Origin of the sequence: Candidatus Clostridium stratigraminis, from assembly GCF_045310675.1 — a bacterium.
GTDB classification, from domain to species: Bacteria; Bacillota; Clostridia; order Clostridiales; family Clostridiaceae; genus Clostridium_AT; species Clostridium_AT stratigraminis.
On sequence record NZ_JBJHZZ010000016.1, the window covers coordinates 21,211 to 39,947 of the forward strand.

15 protein-coding genes and 2 tRNA genes are annotated in these 18,737 nt (G+C 33.8%); 7 read left to right on the plus strand and 10 right to left on the minus strand.

Features of this window, described 5'->3' with window-relative positions:
• The first annotated feature begins 23 nt into the window (after window positions 1-23).
• Genes ACJDUG_RS15515 through ACJDUG_RS15530 form a run of 4 tightly spaced genes read left to right on the plus strand, consistent with a single transcriptional unit; the run spans window position 24 to window position 2,718 of the window.
• Window positions 24-347, plus strand: a complete 324-nt coding sequence (locus tag ACJDUG_RS15515; RefSeq protein WP_406770781.1) for a PadR family transcriptional regulator — start codon at window positions 24-26, stop codon at window positions 345-347.
• The gene (locus tag ACJDUG_RS15520; protein ID WP_406770782.1) at window positions 340-1,065 is read left to right on the plus strand and encodes a DUF1700 domain-containing protein; all 726 of its coding nucleotides are present in this window, start codon (window positions 340-342) and stop codon (window positions 1,063-1,065) included. The genes ACJDUG_RS15515 and ACJDUG_RS15520 overlap by 8 nt, the downstream gene beginning before the upstream one ends.
• Window positions 1,055-1,915: an SDR family NAD(P)-dependent oxidoreductase gene (locus ACJDUG_RS15525; RefSeq protein WP_406770783.1), complete on the plus strand. Its 861-nt coding sequence runs from the start codon at window positions 1,055-1,057 to the stop codon at window positions 1,913-1,915. Before ACJDUG_RS15520 ends, ACJDUG_RS15525 begins: the two co-directional genes overlap by 11 nt.
• 5 nt (window positions 1,916-1,920) lie before the next feature.
• Window positions 1,921-2,718 carry an SDR family NAD(P)-dependent oxidoreductase gene (locus ACJDUG_RS15530; RefSeq protein WP_406770784.1) on the plus strand — a complete coding sequence of 266 codons (798 nt, stop codon included), beginning with the start codon at window positions 1,921-1,923 and terminating at the stop codon, window positions 2,716-2,718.
• A gap of 76 nt (window positions 2,719-2,794) precedes the next feature.
• Here the strand turns inward: ACJDUG_RS15530 and ACJDUG_RS15535 are convergent.
• A tRNA-Ser gene (locus ACJDUG_RS15535) sits at window positions 2,795-2,886 on the minus strand.
• 233 nt (window positions 2,887-3,119) lie between these two features.
• Here ACJDUG_RS15535 and ACJDUG_RS15540 point away from each other — a divergent pair.
• Complete coding sequence (locus ACJDUG_RS15540; RefSeq protein ID WP_406770785.1) at window positions 3,120-4,844, plus strand: phospho-sugar mutase; 1,725 nt, start codon at window positions 3,120-3,122, stop codon at window positions 4,842-4,844.
• Window positions 4,845-4,914: 70 nt separating this feature from the next.
• Here the strand turns inward: ACJDUG_RS15540 and ACJDUG_RS15545 are convergent, their stop codons facing one another.
• A complete protein-coding gene (locus tag ACJDUG_RS15545) occupies window positions 4,915-5,355 on the minus strand; it encodes a nucleoside deaminase (RefSeq protein WP_406770786.1) in 441 nt (146 codons plus the stop codon).
• Between the two features lie 191 nt (window positions 5,356-5,546).
• Between ACJDUG_RS15545 and ACJDUG_RS15550 the strand changes: the two genes are divergently transcribed.
• On the plus strand, window positions 5,547-7,238 hold the full coding sequence (locus ACJDUG_RS15550; RefSeq protein ID WP_406770787.1) for a flavin monoamine oxidase family protein: 1,692 nt from the start codon (window positions 5,547-5,549) through the stop codon (window positions 7,236-7,238).
• A gap of 146 nt (window positions 7,239-7,384) precedes the next feature.
• Here the strand turns inward: ACJDUG_RS15550 and ACJDUG_RS15555 are convergent, their stop codons facing one another.
• The 5 genes from ACJDUG_RS15555 to ACJDUG_RS15575 form a co-directional block, all read right to left on the minus strand.
• The gene (locus ACJDUG_RS15555; protein WP_406770788.1) at window positions 7,385-9,160 is read right to left on the minus strand and encodes an oleate hydratase; all 1,776 of its coding nucleotides are present in this window, start codon (window positions 9,158-9,160) and stop codon (window positions 7,385-7,387) included.
• Between the two features lie 147 nt (window positions 9,161-9,307).
• Complete coding sequence (locus ACJDUG_RS15560; RefSeq protein WP_406770789.1) at window positions 9,308-9,871, minus strand: TetR/AcrR family transcriptional regulator; 564 nt, start codon at window positions 9,869-9,871, stop codon at window positions 9,308-9,310.
• 597 nt (window positions 9,872-10,468) lie between these two features.
• A tRNA-Arg gene (locus ACJDUG_RS15565) sits at window positions 10,469-10,545 on the minus strand.
• A gap of 193 nt (window positions 10,546-10,738) precedes the next feature.
• Window positions 10,739-13,099, minus strand: a complete 2,361-nt coding sequence (locus ACJDUG_RS15570; RefSeq protein WP_406770790.1) for a YhgE/Pip family protein — start codon at window positions 13,097-13,099, stop codon at window positions 10,739-10,741.
• A gap of 238 nt (window positions 13,100-13,337) precedes the next feature.
• Window positions 13,338-13,904, minus strand: a complete 567-nt coding sequence (locus ACJDUG_RS15575) for a TetR/AcrR family transcriptional regulator (protein WP_406770819.1) — start codon at window positions 13,902-13,904, stop codon at window positions 13,338-13,340.
• Window positions 13,905-14,106: 202 nt separating this feature from the next.
• On the opposite strand from ACJDUG_RS15575, the gene ACJDUG_RS15580 reads away from it, so the two are divergent.
• Complete coding sequence (locus ACJDUG_RS15580; protein WP_406770791.1) at window positions 14,107-14,994, plus strand: phosphatidylserine decarboxylase; 888 nt, start codon at window positions 14,107-14,109, stop codon at window positions 14,992-14,994.
• Here ACJDUG_RS15580 and ACJDUG_RS15585 read toward each other — a convergent pair.
• The 3 genes from ACJDUG_RS15585 to ACJDUG_RS15595 are packed head-to-tail and all read right to left on the minus strand — an operon-like array spanning window position 14,991 to window position 18,667.
• Entirely contained in the window at window positions 14,991-16,100 is a 1,110-nt protein-coding gene (locus tag ACJDUG_RS15585) for a Ger(x)C family spore germination protein (protein WP_406770792.1), read from the minus strand. The genes ACJDUG_RS15580 and ACJDUG_RS15585 overlap by 4 nt on opposite strands.
• Complete coding sequence (locus ACJDUG_RS15590) at window positions 16,087-17,181, minus strand: GerAB/ArcD/ProY family transporter (protein WP_406770793.1); 1,095 nt, start codon at window positions 17,179-17,181, stop codon at window positions 16,087-16,089. Before ACJDUG_RS15590 ends, ACJDUG_RS15585 begins: the two co-directional genes overlap by 14 nt.
• Window positions 17,159-18,667, minus strand: coding sequence for a spore germination protein (locus tag ACJDUG_RS15595; protein ID WP_406770794.1), 1,509 nt, complete (start codon window positions 18,665-18,667; stop codon window positions 17,159-17,161). Before ACJDUG_RS15595 ends, ACJDUG_RS15590 begins: the two co-directional genes overlap by 23 nt.
• Window positions 18,668-18,737 lie beyond the last annotated feature (70 nt).

Here is an 18,737-nt window from a genome sequence, read left to right on the forward strand (position 1 = left end):
TGTGATAGGAGGTGCTAAGTAAAATGAATAATCAATATAAAAAAGGAGTGCTGGATCTTCTTGTGTTGTCAATGCTCTCCAAAGAGGACTGGTATGGATACGATCTATCCGAATATCTTTCAAGGCACATAGACATTGCTGACGGCTCTGTATACCCTCTATTAAGAAAGCTAAAAAGCGATGGACTTGTAACTACTTATCTTTCTGAAGAGAGTGGTGGTCCGCCGAGGAAATACTACACTATTACAGAAAGCGGAAAAGAATACCTTACAAATGAAAAACAGCAATGGCTATCCTTTATGAAGACTGTTGAAAAATTATTAGAGGGGGAATCATATCATGAATAAGCAAAGATTTTTAGATATACTATCAAAAGATCTTGAAAGAATTAACGTTGATGAAATAGACGATATTATCGAACAATATAATGAGCACTTTTTAAGAAAGATGGCAGATGGACTCAGTGAAGAAGAGATAGTTTCAAAATTAGGAAAACCTGAAGATGTTGCTATGCAATATGAAAGCAATACCGATACTACCACCGGGAAACAAGGTAATAATATACTGCTGACAATTGGTATTGGCTTCGCGGATATATGGATTGTATCATTTTTCGCTATTATTTTTGTATGGGACCTTGTATTGGTTGTTTTGACTATTGCTTTTGTATCTTTAGGAATTTGTTTGGTTGTTGCACCAGGATTTATTACCGGAACAGCGGTTATTCCATATATTCCTTATTTGCCAGGAGCTATAACGGGTATAGCCAGCATCGCCCTTGGTGTCATCAGTGCTGTCTTAACAATCAATTGCTATATGCTTGCTGTTAAACTTGGAACTGCTTGGCTTAGGTGGCAAAAGAATGTACTATCAGGCAAAAGGAATATACCCTATTCCGTTTTTCCACTATTTAAAAACAACTTTAAGTACAAACTTCGTAAAGTAATTATTGTTTCTTTGGCGGTATTTGGTGTGCTATTTGTTATTGGCTTTATCTCAATGGTTTTATGTTCAGGAAGATTCGAATTCTGGCATGCTTGGAGATGGTTTAATTATGCAGTATAGCAAGAAAAATATTGTGGTAACCGGCGCAACTTCAGGTATAGGCTTTTCAACCTGTGAATTGCTGCTCCAAAATGGATTTAAAGTAATTGGAGTCGGTCACAGTAAGGAAAATTGCGAGAAGGCTTATAAAGATCTAAATGTTAAATTTTCAAATGCAGATATTATCTTTTTTTACGGTGATATGATACAGCAGCAGGAAGTAATAAGAATAGGAGAGGACATTAAAAAATATTTGCATGAGAATTGCAATGATAAACTTTTTGCCATTATTAATAATGCAGGCTGCGTAAGAAGCTGGTATATGACTTCAAATGAAGGCTATGAGCAGCAGTTTGCGCTTAATCATCTTGCAGGTTTCTTGCTGACTTATGAGCTGTTTTCCAACTTACTTTTAGGGAAAGGACGCATATTATTCACCTCCAGCGATTCTCATAAAATGATGAAAATGCGTTGGAAGGACTTAATGTTTGAAATGGGTTATAATCCACTTTTAGCTTATAAACAGTCGAAACTATGCAACATGCTTACCGCCTATACTTTAAATGAGAGGTATCGAAATAAAGGTATTGCAGCTTATGGTGTCGATCCCGGACTTGTAAGCACAAACATCGGCAACAAAAATACCGGTTGGCTTGTTAATTTTATATGGAGTATGAGAAAAAAACATGGTGTGGATTCTATGGAAGCTGCTAAAACCTATCTAATGCTTTGTATGGAAGAAACACCTCCTCGTGAACTCTATTTCAGATTTTTAAAGCCTCATACGTATAGTAAACAGGTTAACAAGGAAAACTCTGACAGATTATTTGTACTCTCGGAAAAACTTTGCAATATCAATTATTTGGGGTGATATAAATGAATGTATTGATTACTGGTGCAGCTGGCGGACTTGGCAGAGCCTTTGCAAATGAGTGCGCAAAACGAGGATACAACCTCATATTGACCGATATAAATGAAAGTGGTTTAAATGCAATTAAATCTGGTATTGAAAGAAAATATAATACTTCTGTAACTATAAAGAGCTGTGATCTCACCTCAGACAACAGCGTAGATGAGTTTATGTTATTTGCCCAGAAAGAAAAGCTTCAATTTCATATGCTTCTCAATATTGCAGGAGTAGATTATGAGGGTGGATTTATGCAGCGGGACATAAATTCTGTTCTCAAGATATTAAAATTAAACCTTGAAGCTACCTTGAGGATTACTCATAGGGTACTTGAAAAAAGAACTAACAAAAATCGATTTTATATTATATTCGTATCAAGTCTTGCATCCTTGTATCCTATGCCGCTTAAAGCCACTTATGCAGCTTCGAAGCGGTTCCTTCTTGACTTTTCATATGCATTGAGAGAGGAATTAAAATCGGATAATGTTTCTGTAATGTCACTATGCCCGGGAGGTATGGCAACCACAAAGGAAGCAATAAGTGGAATTGCAGCACAGGGCTTTTATGGTGATATCACTACAAACCCCTTGGAAAAGGTTGTTCATAATACAATTTCACGCTCATTATCTAATAAGGCATTATATGTGCCTGGTTTACTAAACAGTATTTTAGGTGTTTTAGGGAATATAGTTCCCAGAAAAATAATAACAAGGCTGCTTTATTCAAGATGGACGCATGCACAAAAGCAATGGCTTAATACAAATTAAAAAATCAAAGCCAAGCCTTAACGGCAGCAGGTTATAGAAAAAAGGCTCTAGCACAAACAGCTAGAGCCTTTAAACTTGGCGGAGAGAGTGGGATTTGAACCCACGGAACGGTATGACCCGTTCGCCTGTTTTCGAGGCAGGTACCATAGACCACTCGGACATCTCTCCACATGATTTACATTACAATTATACTAAAAATATATGTATAAATCAATTTTTCATATTCTATAAATATCTATAAGGCATATGTGAAATAATATATTCTAAAGATAATTAGTATTATTTTACACTGCAGGTTTACATAAACACTAAAAAAGTAATATAATTATATAATTAGAATAATTATCAAAAGATATATTCTTTAGTAAAAAGTACTTTATATAAGAAAGGGAGATGTCTATATGGACTATAGGGAAGCCTATAACAATTGGGTATCAAATACATACTTTGATGAAGCAACAAGAGCTGAACTCACATCCATTGAAAAAGATGAAAAAGAAATAGAAGATAGATTTTATAGAGACTTGGAATTTGGTACTGCTGGACTAAGAGGAAAACTAGGAGCAGGGACTAATCGAATGAATATCTACATAATTTCCAGAGCAACCCAAGGACTAGCAGACTACATTAAAGATAAGGGTAAGCAGTACATGGACAGAGGCGTTGCAATTGCATATGACTGCAGGCATTTCTCAAAGGAATTTGCCTTAAGAGCTGCACTAGTATTAGCTGCAAATGATATAAAGTCCTATCTTTTTGAAAGCCTTAGGCCAACACCACTTTTATCCTTTACTGTAAGACATCTAAATGCAGCTTCAGGAATTGTTGTTACTGCAAGCCATAACCCAAAAGAATACAATGGCTACAAGGTGTATTGGGAGGATGGTGCACAAATAGGTCAGGACTTAGCTGACGCTATTACTGAAAAGATATTAAATATTAAAAACTTTGAAGATATCAAGGTTATGGATGAAAAAGAGGCTCTAGCTGCAGGTCTTTTAAATATTGTAGGAAAAGAACTTGATGATATATATGTTTCTAAGGTTAAGTCTCTTGCACTAAGAGAAAATATTGATAAGGATATTAAGGTTGTTTATACTCCTCTAAATGGAACTGGTAATATTTTAGTAAGAAGAGTATTAAAGGAGAGGGGCTTTACAAACATATCTGTAGTTCCCGAACAAGAGAACCCAGATCCTAATTTTACTACAGCACCATTTCCTAACCCAGAGGATACTAGGGCCTTCCAGTATGCAGAAAAATTAGGTCAAGAGCTTGGAGCTGAGCTCTTAATTGCAACTGACCCAGATTGTGATAGACTTGCGATAATGGTAAGAAATAAGGAAGGAAAATATGTTTCCTTTAATGGTAATCAAACAGGAGCAATGCTGGTTAAATATATTGTGGAAGCTAGAAAGGAACTAAGTAAATTGCCTTCTAATGGTTTTATAGTTAAATCAATAGTTACTGGCAATTTAGGTAAAGCTATAGCTGAGAAATATGGCATTACTACCTACGAATCCTTAACAGGCTTTAAAAATATCTGCGGCAAGGCAAATGAACTTGAAAGTACAGGAAATCACAGCTTCGTGTTTGGCTATGAGGAAAGTATTGGCTATGTTACTGGCGATTTCGTAAAGGATAAGGATGGAGTTATATCTTCTATGATGCTTGTTGAAGCAGCTGCTTATTATAAGAAGCATGGTAAGAGCCTTATCGATGTTTTAGAAGAAACCTATGAAGAATTGGGATACTATAGGGAGGCTCAAATTTCATTAGTTTTAGAGGGAATTGAGGGCAGCAGAAGAATAGGCAGAATGATGGAGGTTTATAGAATTGAGTATCCTACTGAAATAAAGGATACAAGTGTTGTAGAATATACTGACTATAAAATAGGTAAAAATATAAGCCTTGTTACTGGCGACGAATTAGAAGTTGATATTCCAGCTTCAAATGTTTTAAAATTCGTACTGGCAGATGGCTCTTGGTATTCTGTAAGGCCTTCGGGCACTGAACCAAAAATTAAGCTTTACCTATACTCTAAGGCTGATACGGAAAAAGCAGCAGAAGAGAAAATTACTGCAATGAAGGAAATAGTTCTAGGAAAACTAGAATCGGTTGAATAAAATAATTATGAGCCACGGGGAGGTTTTTCGTGGCTCGTCTTTTGTCATGAAACAGTAGGAATTTGCTTTATTATCTCTTAGCCATAAAAAATTCCTTAAGCAGCTTGCTGCACTCTGTGTTATACATCCAGTCTAATTGAATATTATAATTCAAATTTGGATTTTCTAATACATTTATTACGGATCCACAGGCCCCTGCTGTGGGATCAAAGGTACCGATATAGAGCCTATTTACTCTAGCTTGGGCTATGGCAGAGGCACACATAGCACAGGGTTCTAAGGTAACGTACATTTCACAGCTTGTAAGTCGCCACTTATTAAGAGACTCACAAGCTCTTTTTATTGCCAATATTTCCGCATGTGCTGTGGGGTCCTTTAATGTTTCTTTAAGATTATGTGCTCTTGCCACTATTTCATTATTCCTAACTATAACAGCGCCCACTGGAACTTCTTTAATATATAGAGCTTTTCTAGCCTCTTCTAATGCTTCATCCATAAAAAATTCTTTCATATTAAATACCACCATAACAAAGTTTAAATATAATTCCTATTCTTGCATAACCACCTTATTATTTCAAGATTACATTGAAATATATCTTATAATTGATCATTTAAAACCTCCAGAACATAGTTATTAGTCATAATTTTTAAATTTAAATATTATAAATATGTTAGTAATAATTATTAGGAGTTTTCTGTTTTATGGCTGTTAATGGCATTCAACCTGTTCCAATTAATCCAACTAATTTAGAGAGACATGAAATGTTAAAGAACTCTTTAAAAAAAGCAGGAAGGTCAGAGGACTTTAATAACATAATAGGGCTATTAAGCCCTCCTAAGGATATTTTAAATTATTGCCCGCCAGGTAAACTAAAAGGAGTAAAAATAGGAATTATAGGAGGAGGTCTTGCAGGACTTTCAAGTGCCTTTGAACTTAGAAAACTTGGCGCAGATATTACTATTTTTGATGCATTAACTGATAGAATCGGTGGAAGAGTTTATACCCACTATTTTGATAAGGAAAAAAAGTATTACGGAGAACTAGGACCCATAAGAATTCCAGTAGCCCATGAGACTACCTGGCATTATATAAATAAATTTAAGCTTAATACAATGCCCTTTATACAGGATAATCCAAATGCCTTTGTCTATGTTCATAATACAAGAATTAGAAATGACTCAGCAGGAAAAAATGTTACTGAAAAGCTTTATCCAAAGTATAACTTGACTGAGAGAGAAAAAAATATTTCCTGGCCTACTTTATATAATTATGCCATTAATGAACCACTAAATAGACTTCCTGAAAATATAAGAAAAGAAATTTTAAAAATACTTCCTAAATACTCTGTCCCCTATTCAGAGCTTATTAAAATGAGCTTTCGTCAAGTTTTTGAAATGCTGGGTTTAAGTGAAGATGCAATAAATTTAATTTCTAGTGTTGACTCACTTACAGGGTCATTTCTTTATATCAGCCATGCAGAATTATTGTCAGAAATGTACCCGCTTGATTTTTCAACCCTATACAGAGTTGACGGTGGAAATTCAAATCTTCCTTTATCCTTTTACAAGTCATTAACCTCTGCGCATCCTTCAGAATATGAAGATATACCAAATCACTTATTAGGAAAGGTTATAATTAAATCAGGCCACTATGTTAAAGGAATTTATAGGCAAGATAAAAATAAAGTTATTATTAAGTATAGAACTAGACAAATTTCTCAGGATTTAATAGAATCCTTTGATTATATAATCTGTGCCATTCCCTTTTCCACCTTAAGACTAGTAGATATCAAGCCTCTGTTTAGTAATAGAAAGATGCAGGCCATTAGAGAATTTAATTATGTAAATTCCCAAAGAACGCTGCTTTTATGTAATAAAAGATTTTGGGAAGAGGATACTGATTATGGAAGAATTAATGGTGGAGTTTCTAATACTGATTTACCAATTCAAAATGTAATTTATCCTTCTGATCATGCTTTATATGATGAAGCAAATAAATATTTATCTAAAGAGCCAGGTGTAATAGTGGCCTCCTACAATTTAAATTTAGATGCCGTAAGACTTGAAAATGCAAATAAGGAACGCAGAAAGGAAATTATAAAAGATCAAATTGAAGAGGTCCATGGTCTTCCAAAGGGGTATCTAGATCATATAGTTGAAAAATATAGGACTATAAATTGGAATAATGAACAGTGGTTTAGAGGAGCCTTTTCAATGACAATGCCAGGACAGAAATCTATTTTCTTACATGATATTTTAAAACCTGAATTTGATAATAAAGTATTTTTTGCAGGAGAGCATGCCTCTGCAACACATGCTTGGATGCAAGGTGCCTTATATAGTGGTAAATTGGCAGCAAATACTCTTGCATATAATAGTAATTTTCAAAAATAGCATAGTTAATAATCTCTTCAAAAGTTGAATTGTAACATACCCTTTACAGTAATTAAAAAAGAGGTTTTTGCAAAATATAATCTAACTACGGTAATTTTGCAATAACCCCTTTTTTATAGATAATACATTATTTCCTTACGGTCTCATTAAATAACCTTATAGTCTTTCAGAAGCTTTTCAATCTCAGTACCTTTTACTTTTTTCAGAGCTTCCTTTAGTGCAATTTTTGCTTTGAAGGGAAGCTCCTTATCTGTAAGCTTCTTTCCATCAGAAAGCTTAACTGTGGCATCTAAAAGTGAGCGCACATCGTATACGCTGCCCCAAACCTCAGGCACTCCACGATCAACATTAAGCAGGGTATAAACTGCCTCCATACCGGTACGAACAGAATACTCGGTAGTGAAAATAGTATCTCGAAGGGTCTCAGCGAATTGACCAATAAAGGCAAAGTTCACGCTTCCTTCTGGTACAACCTTCGGACGATCGCCCTCTCTTCGAGGCATGAAAAAGGCTGTGATATAAGGCATCATGCAGGGAACTGTGTTGGCACTGTTTTCTGCAAGTTCTTCAATCTGATCTACTGGAACACCTAAATGATACAGCCATTCCATGCAGATTTCCTTACCTGTGCATTCAAGCATGGTCTTCTTAACGAAGTTACCAGGCTTGTCACTAAACAGACCATATATCCACCCTACAAGCTGATCCTTTGGCTGTGCACGGAATTGAGGCTGACGGTTGAAGGTCCAGCTTAGAAGCCAGTTAGAGTCCATTGCTGTTACGATACCGCCTGTAACCACCTTACCGCTGAAAGGATCACGCTTGCAGATTTTCTTGATATAAGGAACAATACGCTGATCCAAAGTAGTTACTGTAGCAGACATCCAATTTGTTTTCTCGGGTGCAGTACAGAACTTGTCAGGACGTCCGAAAGATGGATCTTGCATAGCAATCTTGCACCACATATCCCAGCCGCTGCCGTCCTTGATTTCTGTATCCATCTGAGCCTGTTGATTCTGATTACCTAAAGAAGAATTCTCAGTACATCCTCCATTGGTTATGAACACAAGATCATCCTCAGTAAGATCAATGTTATTTTCTTCACCCTGGTGGAGACATATGATACGCTTAGCTATCTTTTTATCCGGTTGTATATCAAATTCAACATTGACAACTTTAGTATCGTAGTGAAATTGAACTCCATGATCCTTAAGGTATTTTACCATAGGTAAGATTAGTGACTCATACTGATTATATTTTGTGAATCGGAGTGCCTTGAAATCAGGTAAACCACCTACATGGTGTACGAAACGCTGCAGATACAGCTTCATTTCCAATGCAGAATGCCAGTTTTCAAAGGCAAACATAGTTCGCCAATACATCCAGAAGTTGGAGTTCAGCACTTCTTCACTGAAGATTTGGTCAATACGGACATCGTACAGTTTTTCATTAGGCATCATAAAGAGATGCATAATTTCCATTGAAGCCTTATCAGACAATCCAAATTTTCCATCTGTATGTGCATCCACTCCTTGCTTTACTGTGGCACGACAGAGTGAATAGTTTGGATCTGCCTTATTGAGCCAATAATACTCATCTAAAACACTGATTCCTTCTGTTTCAATTGATGGTATGGAACGCATTATATCCCACATGCACTCAAAATGATTATCCATTTCTCGGCCGCCTCGCATTACAAAACCGCGGTCGGCGTATTGATAGCCGTCACAGGATCCTCCAGGAATGGGGTCCTTCTCAAGTACATGAATGTGCTCACCTTTCATCTGCCCATCACGAACTAAAAAACATGCCGCAGACAGTGCTGCTAAACCAGATCCTATTAAGTAGGCAGACTTTTGATCAACACCTTCTGGCTTTAGTGGACGTGCGAATGCTTCATAATTACCACTTGAATAATACATACCCTTACCTCCATTAAATTATTTTTAGTTTCTGAATATAGAATACTGCTGCTTTAGTGCGGCCACAATAAACAAATTTGCCCCTATGATGAAACTTTCATCATAGGGGCAAATTTGTAAAAACTTTAATCAAATAAGCACTTTTGATTAATTTTTGTCTATACGGTACTTATTTAGGGCCTTTATGATATCTCCTTGTATCAATACACTCAGGCGATCAATAATGGACACAGGGTCCTCTTTCATTCCGTTTCGTATCCATTCCAGCATTATTCCCACAAAGGCAAACTTATAGAAATCGGCTATAAATTTTTTATCTTCCTCCCGTACGCTCATCTCTGCAGATTGCTCCTCTACAACACCTATCATAAGATCATATGTGAGCTTATATAAATAGATTTCAACTTGCTCACGGCTCATAGAATGATAAACATTTATAATAAAAGCTTTGTTTTGGAGCACAGCATTGAAAATTTGTAAAAAACCTTGCTGCCAAGTGTCATATGTTTTTTTACCACCAATGACTTTGGCTGCATTCTCCACGCAAACCCACTCTATTAAGTCATATATATCCTTAAAATGATAATAGAAAGTCATGCGATTGATCCCACAATCTGCTGCTATATCAGAAACCGTAACTTTATCTAGAGGTTTTTGCAAAAGAAGATTTTTTAAAGAGGCTTCAAGAGCCTTTTTTGTTGTCAGCGACATAATAATTACCTCTACTTCTAATATCTTAAATAGTCTCTAAACTTATATATTCTAATTAGTATAACATAATGACTTTGAAATATAAATTCAATATTATGACACTAAATAGTAAAAGAGCCATATAGGCTCATTTGTTTATCAAAAATATCCACATCGTTTTTTTATTTGTAATGACCTTTTTGTTAGATAACAATATAAGTCCTCATCAGCTTTTTTCTTGTATTTTTCCCTATCTCTTTTCTTATTTCTTTGATATTGAAGTGCAAGTAATTTGAACTCTTCTAAACTTAATGAATTTTCCAATATTATCACCTCAAGATTACTATAACACTATTATTGTTATTTTACATTAAGAAAATGTAAATTCTTATTTATCTTCTTACTAAATATCAAAATAAAATAGCAGTAGGTTTTAATAAAAACCTACTGCTACAGGATGGGGTAACTTTAATTGTTTAACTGCTACATTTATATATTAACTGTAATCTGTTACAAATTTATTACGATACTAAATATTAACTGTTAATTACTTTTAAACAATTTGCAAATAAAATGGTATGTAAAAAAGTGAGATACTACTTATGCATCTCACTTTTTTGGTGTGCGTAAAGGGATTCGAACCCCCGGCCTGCGGTTTAGGAAACCGTCGCTCTATCCTGCTGAGCTATACACACAGATTATTAATTTACCCTCATATTCTATTACATCTTTTTTTTATTGTCAATAGTATTAACTATATATTGGAAATATATTAACCTATATTAATCCTATATATTTTACACAATATAAATTTTAAGCAATAAATAAATTGAGTATGACTGGAGTTGTCTAAAATATATTTTTAAACAACCCCAGTCATTTTTTATTTTATGCCATATTAATATCTTGATTTGCCTCTCTGAACTTTTCTTGTGCTTTATCAGCATGACCTTTAAATAATACTGAAATTAACAAGAATGCTACCATTACGCCTAAAAGCACCGAAACATCCTTAGTAAATACAGCGTAATTAAGTCCAGCAATGACTTCCCTTAAGCCAGATACCGCATAGGTAAATGGCATGTATGGATTAATAACCTTGAAGAATTTTGGTACAATTTCCAATGGGAAAGTACCAGCGCAAGCTGTTAACTGAAGTATTAATAAAACTATAGATAGCAGTCTTCCAGCCATTCCTAAAAGGAATATTAAACTTTGCATTATAGCAATAAATACAAGTGATAATATAATATTAAATAAGAAATACAGCGGTACATTATTAGGTCTTAGGCCAAGCACTATAACTATTGCACTTGCAAGAACCGCTTGTATAATTCCAATATATCCGTAGGATAAATATTTTCCTAATACTATAGAGGCTGGACTTGCATTTATATCATCATCTACTTTGTCAGTAATAACAAAGAACATCAGTAGAGCTCCAACCCATAAAGATAACGGGATGAAATATGGAGCAAAGCCAGTTCCATAATTTTTAACTGGATCTATTGGACTTTCTTTAATTGTTAAAGGCTGTGACACAAACTCTGCCATTGTATTGCTGCTATTTATAAGATTCTTATTTATCTTATCAGAGCCATCCTTTAACTTATCCTTTAATTCCTTTGAGCCATCGTAAAGCTTAGAAACTCCATTATTAAGCTCCGGAATATTACTATTTAAAGTACTTAGTCCATCTCTTAATTGAGTTCCTCCCTCATTTAATTGTTTTGCACCAATTGAAAGCTCATTTGCACCAGCTGCTGCTGCGGTCATTCCTGACATTAGCTGAGCTGTGCCATTTTTTATTTGATTTATTCCTGTAAGCACGCTTGGCTGATCTTTTGAACCTACATTTACAGCATTATCTAATTGAGCTACGGCACTTACTAAGCTTGGGCTGGTACTGCTGCCAACGTTGACTCCATTATTAATTGCCGTTACTCCAGCAACTAAACTTGGATGCATAGCATCTGTTCCCACATTTACCTTTGTGTTCAATACGCCTATTGCTGCTCCCAAACCCTTCGTTGGATCAGAGTTTGTAATCCCATCATTTAAGGAATACATTGCATCAAAAAACGTAGGTGCCTTATTAATAGAAATGTAATTAGGTGCTGAAGGATTTGCACTTGTACTCATAGTTTGAACAAGACCTAATAGTATTTTGTTTGCATTTGCTGCATCACCATTAGCTGCAAGCACTTGAGCCTGTTTAACCATAGTTACTATTTGACTGTTATAAGCTGTATAAGCTCCACTCATTCCATTTACTAAGCTTGGATGAAATGGATCAGAGCTTGTATTTACCTTGGTATTTAAAAGAGCTACAGCTGAACTAAGGCCTTTAGTAGGATCACTATTTGTTATTCCATCATATAAAGACTTTACTCCAGTAGACAAGCTAATATTTTCTCTAGTATCTTTACTTACAGCTGAATTTAATTGAGTTAAGCCTGCACCAACCTGATATAAACCAGCTTGCAATTGATTAGCTCCCGTATCAAGTGATGCTGCACCATCCTTTGCTGCTGCTAAGCTTGAGGCTAAAGTATTTGTTCCATTTCCAAGCTGATTTAATCCGCTGCTTAAATCACTTGAGCCCTTGTACAGCTTACTTACACCATTTGTAAGGTGAGGAACCTTCTCATTAAGCTGCGATGTACCATCATATAAATCTTTGCTGCCATCAGCTGCTTTTTGCATGCCATCCTTTACCTCATAAAGATTATCAAAGGCTGCTTTTGTGTATTCATTAACTATATTTTTGGTTAGCTCAGATTTAATTTCTACTACTACCTTGCTGTTAACTTGAGCCGCAAGAAAGTTTCTTTTCTCATTTGCAACGTAGGAAATTTCTGATTGTTTTGGTGTACCATCTTTGGCGCTGAGCACATTTTTTGAGAAGTTTTCAGGAATTACAAACATTGCATAATATTTGCTTCCCTTAACGCCTGCTTCACCATCTTCTTTAGATACAAATTTCCAGCCTACACTCTTGTTATCTTTAAGGTTATCAACTAAGTCTTTTCCATAGTTTACATCCTTTCCATCTAAGGTACTCCCCTTATCGAGATTAACTACTGCTACAGGCAGATCAGCTAATTTGCTATAAGGATCCCAAAATGCATAGAGATAAAGTAAGCTGTATAAAAGAGGTACTATAATTATTGCGATTACAGATACTCTTAAGAATCTGTTTTTAAAAATACTAACAATATCTCTTTTTGCGATTCTAATGAAATTCATAGTATCATCCCTTCATTTTATACTGACTGTCCAGTATATACCGACTGGTCAGTTATAGTTATATCTCATTTTTTTATATATGTCAATAGGTTTTGTAAAATTATTAGATAATAAAAAAATAGAAGATAATAGGCCATATGGCCTATTGCATCTTCTATTTGAAAACTTATATAAAATAATTAAAGCTTGTAACTTTTAACAAATCATCTTAGCCTAATATAATTAATTAACTATAAATTTAAGATTGTATTCCATGAAGTATATAACCCATAACCTTTTCAGTAATAACATCGATATTGCTTTTACCGTCATTAATTAATTCATAGACTGCTGTTGAACAAAGTGTTCCAAAGAAGGTATAGGCCATAAAACTAGAGTCCTCTTTTTTAATAACACCATCTTCCATAGCCTGCTTTAAAAATATTTCTATTTTGCTTATATATTTCTTTATAAAATCTCTAAGTTCTAGCTGCCTTACTTCTTGCCCCCACAGCTGACTCATAACAACTTTAAAAAAATCTCTTTTCTCTGAAATCATTTTTAATTGAAGATTGCAAATTGACTTCAATTTATCCAAGGAGCTGCTTTCTTTTAAGGCAGCTTCATTTAATTCTTCACTTATTAACTCCATTCCTTCTGTAATAATATATTTAAATAACTCTTCTTTACTTTTAAAATGATAGTAGAGAGTACCCTTAGCCACCCCAGCATCTTGAGCAATATCATCCATGGTAGCACTATCATAGCCGCTTATAGAAAATATTCTAATAGCAGCTTCAAATATATCTCTTTTGGTTTTACTCATCATAATTAATCACTCCAAATTTGATTTTACTTAGTTATTATATTATTGACCAGTCAGTATTAATTTTGTTTGTTAAGATTAATTTTAGGTAATTTTCTATGACTTGTCAAACAATCTAGTTAAGAAATGTTTTTTGTGATAAAATAAAATACTATATAATAATAGAATGAAATTAAGTATATGACTTTGGAGAGGAATACCTATGATAAAATATTATAATCGAAAAAATAAAAGCTATGAAGTTGAAAAGATAGCCGGGGATAAATATTTAAATTGGATATATTCTTCCCCAATTGGAATGAAACTATTAGAATTGGTAGTAAAAAAGAAACTTTTTTCAAGTATCTATGGCTTATATGCAGATAGAAATTCCAGCAGAAAAAAAATAAACAGCTTTATAAGAGGATTTAACTTAGATCCTTCAAGCTTCGAAAAGGCTACTGAGGATTTTGCATCCTTTAATGACTTTTTCTATAGAAAACTAAAGAAGGAAGCACGACCTATTGATATGGATAGTAATGCTTTAATTTCCCTTGGAGATGGGAAGTTATTAGCCTATGAAAATATAGATTTAGAAAAATTAATTCAAGTTAAAGGCTTTACTTACAGTTTGAAAGAACTAATAAAAGATGATGAAACTGCTTTAAAATATGATGGTGGAACCTGTTTAATTTTAAGATTATGTCCTACTGATTATCACCGCTTTCATTTTGTAGACGGAGGAACATGCAGTAAGGAAGTTAAAATTAAAGGTGCCTATTACTCCGTGAGTCCAATAGCTCTAGATAAAGTACAAAAATTATTTTGTGAAAATAAAAGAGAATGGAGCATACTCCATTCTGATAACTTTAAAGAAATTTTATATATAGAAGTTGGTGCAACCTGTGTTGGTTCAATAATTCAAAGCTATGAACCTAATAAAAGGGTAGAAAAGGGGGAAGAAAAAGGATATTTTAAATTTGGCGGCTCTACAGTAATATTATTTTTTGAGCCAAACTTAATAAAAATTGATGATGAAATATTAAATCAAACAAGCTTAGGTTTTGAAACCTCCGTTCTTATGGGAGAAAAAATAGGGCAAAAACCTTAAACATCTGCTCTTCCCACTTTATCAATTTTCACTTTTACATTAACCTCTATTGGGGAACTGGTTATTACTTTATCCCAATCAGTTCCTGTGTTTCTTCCATATTTTGCAGCTGCTATTCTTCCAAGCTCCAAGCAATCTATCTTGTACTCACTTTTTATTTTCTGTAATTCCCTCTCACATTTTCCCTTAATTTTTTTTGCAAGTGCTTCTTCTATTTCTTTTTCAATTTCGGGGTGATTTATAATATCTTCGTATTTTTCATTTGCTGTTACATCGCCTATTATATTTAAGTTAATAATAAATCTATAATTGTTACCTTCCCTCAAACATTGTACCTTTCTTTTACTTTTTCCAAAAAAGTTTACATATTTCTCTCCAAAGTCTTCTGTAGTAATCATTCCAGTCACATTATTTTCTCTTAATAAATTTAGCTCCTTTGTTTCCTTTATATTAATAACCTTAACTAATCTTTCCTTTTGAAAAATAGCAAGGCCTGACATAATAATATTGCCATCCTTAGCTTCAATGTATGGAATTACTACATTCCTTCCTTCAGCATGAAGCCTCAGTGATATATCTATTAGTTTATAATTTTTAGAATAAAAATTATATTCTCGAGAACTCTTTATTAAGCCTTCAATAAAGTCTCCAGAACTTGGATAGCCCTCTATCTTCATTTTCATAATATCCTCAGCTTTTCCTTTGCATAAACAAAATAAAGACGTGTCATTAACTTGAGGATGATGTATCAATACATCTACTATTTCTTTTATTCCATGAGTACCCATAGTTTCACTAACTATATAAACCCTTTCAAAGCCAAGCAAGAATTTCTTGTCTATCCTTGTCTGTCTTGATTCTCTAGTTTGTGCAAGAGTTAAACCCTTAGATACGTGAGTTGTGGAGCTATTCATCTTCTCATCTATATTATAAATGGTTATTGGCACGCTATGAATGACAATTCCATCTATTGTCTCATCCAAATCATAACCAATGGCTGAGGCAACAGAAACCTTTTCTACCGGTACTCTATAAACTCCACTGAGGAAATATGCAATTAAAGCAATGATTACTAAGCTAACTAAAACATATCTATGAAATCTCATTTTTATTCACCTTCTTAAAATGAACAACTATGCCTAATAAAGTGAGATAGATTAAATTAAAATATATTATTAAAGGATTAAGTTTTTCTAATAAGTTCCTTCTGCTTATTTCATTACCATACTTTATTGCCAGAAAAAGTAAAAAGGGATATATGAAGAAACATACCTTTTGAACTCTAAATTTGAAAATAGAATTACTTATGCCATAACTAAAGCTATAATATTGATTTACAATTGTTTTAAATATCATTAAAGACCAAAAGAACATAAATATAAATCTAAAGCTGTTTATAAAAGGAAGGTTGACAGTTTCATTTACTACCATAACAGACCAAAATTCTTGTAATATTACATCTGGTCCCATATAGAATATGGTCATAAAGGTAATATAAGTGTATATAGCTGTAGTGACTAAGACTCCTCTAACAGCTCTTTTGGCTATCTCATTTTTTTCAGTAACATAAGGATATATGAAAAATATTATCTCTATGCCAGAGTAAGAAAATATGGCATCATTACTTGTCTTTAAAATGTTTTTTATTCCATATCCAAATATAGGAGAAATATTTAAAAAACTTCCATCTCTTAATACTAATAAAGGTACGAAAAGTAATACTATTAAAAAATAATAGGATATCTCACTTATTTTGCCAACTACCTTTAGCCCTTGAAATGTTCCATATAGCCCTAAAAGTAAAACTAGAGAAATTATCTTGGATGGAGTTAAGAAATCTACTATATAAACTCTGGAAATATTGGAAAAACCCGCTGAAACTGAAACAAGACCAACTAAAAACTGTATAGTAAATAAAAGAGACAGCAGGCTTCCTATAACTTTTCCAAAATATTTTATGTTTACCTTTAATATATCTTCATTAGGATATTTTTTAGAGAAGTATATGCCTAAGATTACAATATATAAGGGATACCATAGAGAAATAACTACAGAAACCCAACCATCTTGCTTTGCACCCTTCGCCATATAATTCGGAAGACTAAGCACACCCGTTCCTATCATAGTACCTATTAAAATATACATGAATTGATTAGCAGTAATATCATTTACTCCAACCTTTTTCATTCTTCTTTTTCCTCCATTTAACCCTAAAATCCTTTTGTCTTATATTATCTTTATGTGGAATCCCTTCACCTCTATTATTCATCTTCCACAGTGGACTTCTTAAAAATTTATCTTGAAATCCTGTATTCACAGTTAAATAAGGTACCCCAAAGCTATCTAAGGAAAGCAAATGTACTAACAAAATAAACCATCCGATTGTAATTCCAAACACTCCCAGTAAATCTGCTAAAATTAACATTGGGAATCTCAAAAATCTAAGGGCCAAGGACATTTCATAATTTACTATAACAAAGGTCGCCACTACGGATATCCCTATAACAAATAGGGTTGTTGGACTTACAAACTTTGACTTTGTAGCAGTATCACCAACAATAATACCTCCAACAACACTTAAGGTTTGCGCAATTTTGCTTGGTAATCTAAGTCCTCCCTCTCTTAAAAACTCCATTACTATTTCCATAAGTATTATTTCTAATAGTGGACTTAAGGCGATGCCTCTCCTTGATTCTATGATAGGTAAAATAAAATTTACTGGGATAAGTTCAGAATTAAACTTAATGAATACTAGATATAAGGGGCTAGCAGTAATAATTATAAATATGGCCAAAAACCTTATTAAACGTACAAAGTTGGCAACAATTGTCCTATCATAATAATCCTCTACAGCGTGAAAAAACTCTGTAAAAATGGCAGGCGCAGTCATTACATTCGGTGCACCTTCAATTAACAGACATACTCTCCCCTCCAATATATGAGAGCACGTCTTATCAACTCTTTCAGTTATGTTAACTTGAGGAAATATGGAATATGTGCTGTCTTCTGTATATTGCTCTATTATTCCTGCTGCATTAGTTCGATCAGCGTCTATTACTCTTATCCTTTCTTTTACTTCATTGACCACATTATCATCTGCTACATCTTTTAGATAAACAACTAAAACATCAGTTTGAGTCCTCTGACCTAAGGTAAATCTTTCAAAAACTAAATTCTTGTCCTTGATATATCTCCTTACCATGCTCATATTGGCTTCTAAATTTTCAACAAAGCTTTCTCTAGGGCCTCTAGAAGCACTTTCTATAAAGGGGTCGGTTATTTGTCTATACATGCCTCCTCTAGTATCAATAATGAGAAATTCCTTTACATTATTGATAAATATAACTGCATTTCCCCTTTTTATATTGATAATTGCTTCATTTAAATTGTTTTGAACATCGGTGTTACTCATAGCTATATATTTTTTTGATAAATAGCCAACTAGATCCGGTTTGCCACTTAAATTCTCATTAATAGATAATAACAAAGGATTTAAAACATCTCTGTCTATTATTGTCTTATCTGCAAGACCGTTAACATATATTAATATTGCCTCTACTGGAGTGCCTGTTCCCAAAAGTATATGTTTAATAACAATAGGACTTTTTTCTCCTATCTCTCCTTTTATTAATGCCATATAATTTTCAAGGCTGTATTTCACATCATATCCCATTATAATCACCCCAATACTTTATAATTATTAATTTAGTAATATGCATTTTGAGGTAATTTTAAACAAAAAT

Excerpts from the sequence above, each read along its gene's own strand:
- ACJDUG_RS15515 (WP_406770781.1), top strand. The coding sequence starts at position 24 with ATGAATAATCAATATAAAAAAGGAGTGCTGGATCTTCTTGTGTTGTCA.
- ACJDUG_RS15520 (WP_406770782.1), top strand. The coding sequence starts at position 340 with ATGAATAAGCAAAGATTTTTAGATATACTATCAAAAGATCTTGAAAGA.
- ACJDUG_RS15525 (WP_406770783.1), top strand. The coding sequence starts at position 1,055 with ATGCAGTATAGCAAGAAAAATATTGTGGTAACCGGCGCAACTTCAGGT.
- ACJDUG_RS15530 (WP_406770784.1), top strand. The coding sequence starts at position 1,921 with ATGAATGTATTGATTACTGGTGCAGCTGGCGGACTTGGCAGAGCCTTT.
- ACJDUG_RS15540 (WP_406770785.1), top strand. The coding sequence starts at position 3,120 with ATGGACTATAGGGAAGCCTATAACAATTGGGTATCAAATACATACTTT.
- ACJDUG_RS15545 (WP_406770786.1), bottom strand. The coding sequence starts at position 5,355 with ATGAAAGAATTTTTTATGGATGAAGCATTAGAAGAGGCTAGAAAAGCT.
- ACJDUG_RS15550 (WP_406770787.1), top strand. The coding sequence starts at position 5,547 with ATGGCTGTTAATGGCATTCAACCTGTTCCAATTAATCCAACTAATTTA.
- ACJDUG_RS15555 (WP_406770788.1), bottom strand. The coding sequence starts at position 9,160 with ATGTATTATTCAAGTGGTAATTATGAAGCATTCGCACGTCCACTAAAG.
- ACJDUG_RS15560 (WP_406770789.1), bottom strand. The coding sequence starts at position 9,871 with ATGTCGCTGACAACAAAAAAGGCTCTTGAAGCCTCTTTAAAAAATCTT.
- ACJDUG_RS15570 (WP_406770790.1), bottom strand. The coding sequence starts at position 13,099 with ATGAATTTCATTAGAATCGCAAAAAGAGATATTGTTAGTATTTTTAAA.
- ACJDUG_RS15575 (WP_406770819.1), bottom strand. The coding sequence starts at position 13,904 with ATGAGTAAAACCAAAAGAGATATATTTGAAGCTGCTATTAGAATATTT.
- ACJDUG_RS15580 (WP_406770791.1), top strand. The coding sequence starts at position 14,107 with ATGATAAAATATTATAATCGAAAAAATAAAAGCTATGAAGTTGAAAAG.
- ACJDUG_RS15585 (WP_406770792.1), bottom strand. The coding sequence starts at position 16,100 with ATGAGATTTCATAGATATGTTTTAGTTAGCTTAGTAATCATTGCTTTA.
- ACJDUG_RS15590 (WP_406770793.1), bottom strand. The coding sequence starts at position 17,181 with ATGAAAAAGGTTGGAGTAAATGATATTACTGCTAATCAATTCATGTAT.
- ACJDUG_RS15595 (WP_406770794.1), bottom strand. The coding sequence starts at position 18,667 with ATGGGATATGATGTGAAATACAGCCTTGAAAATTATATGGCATTAATA.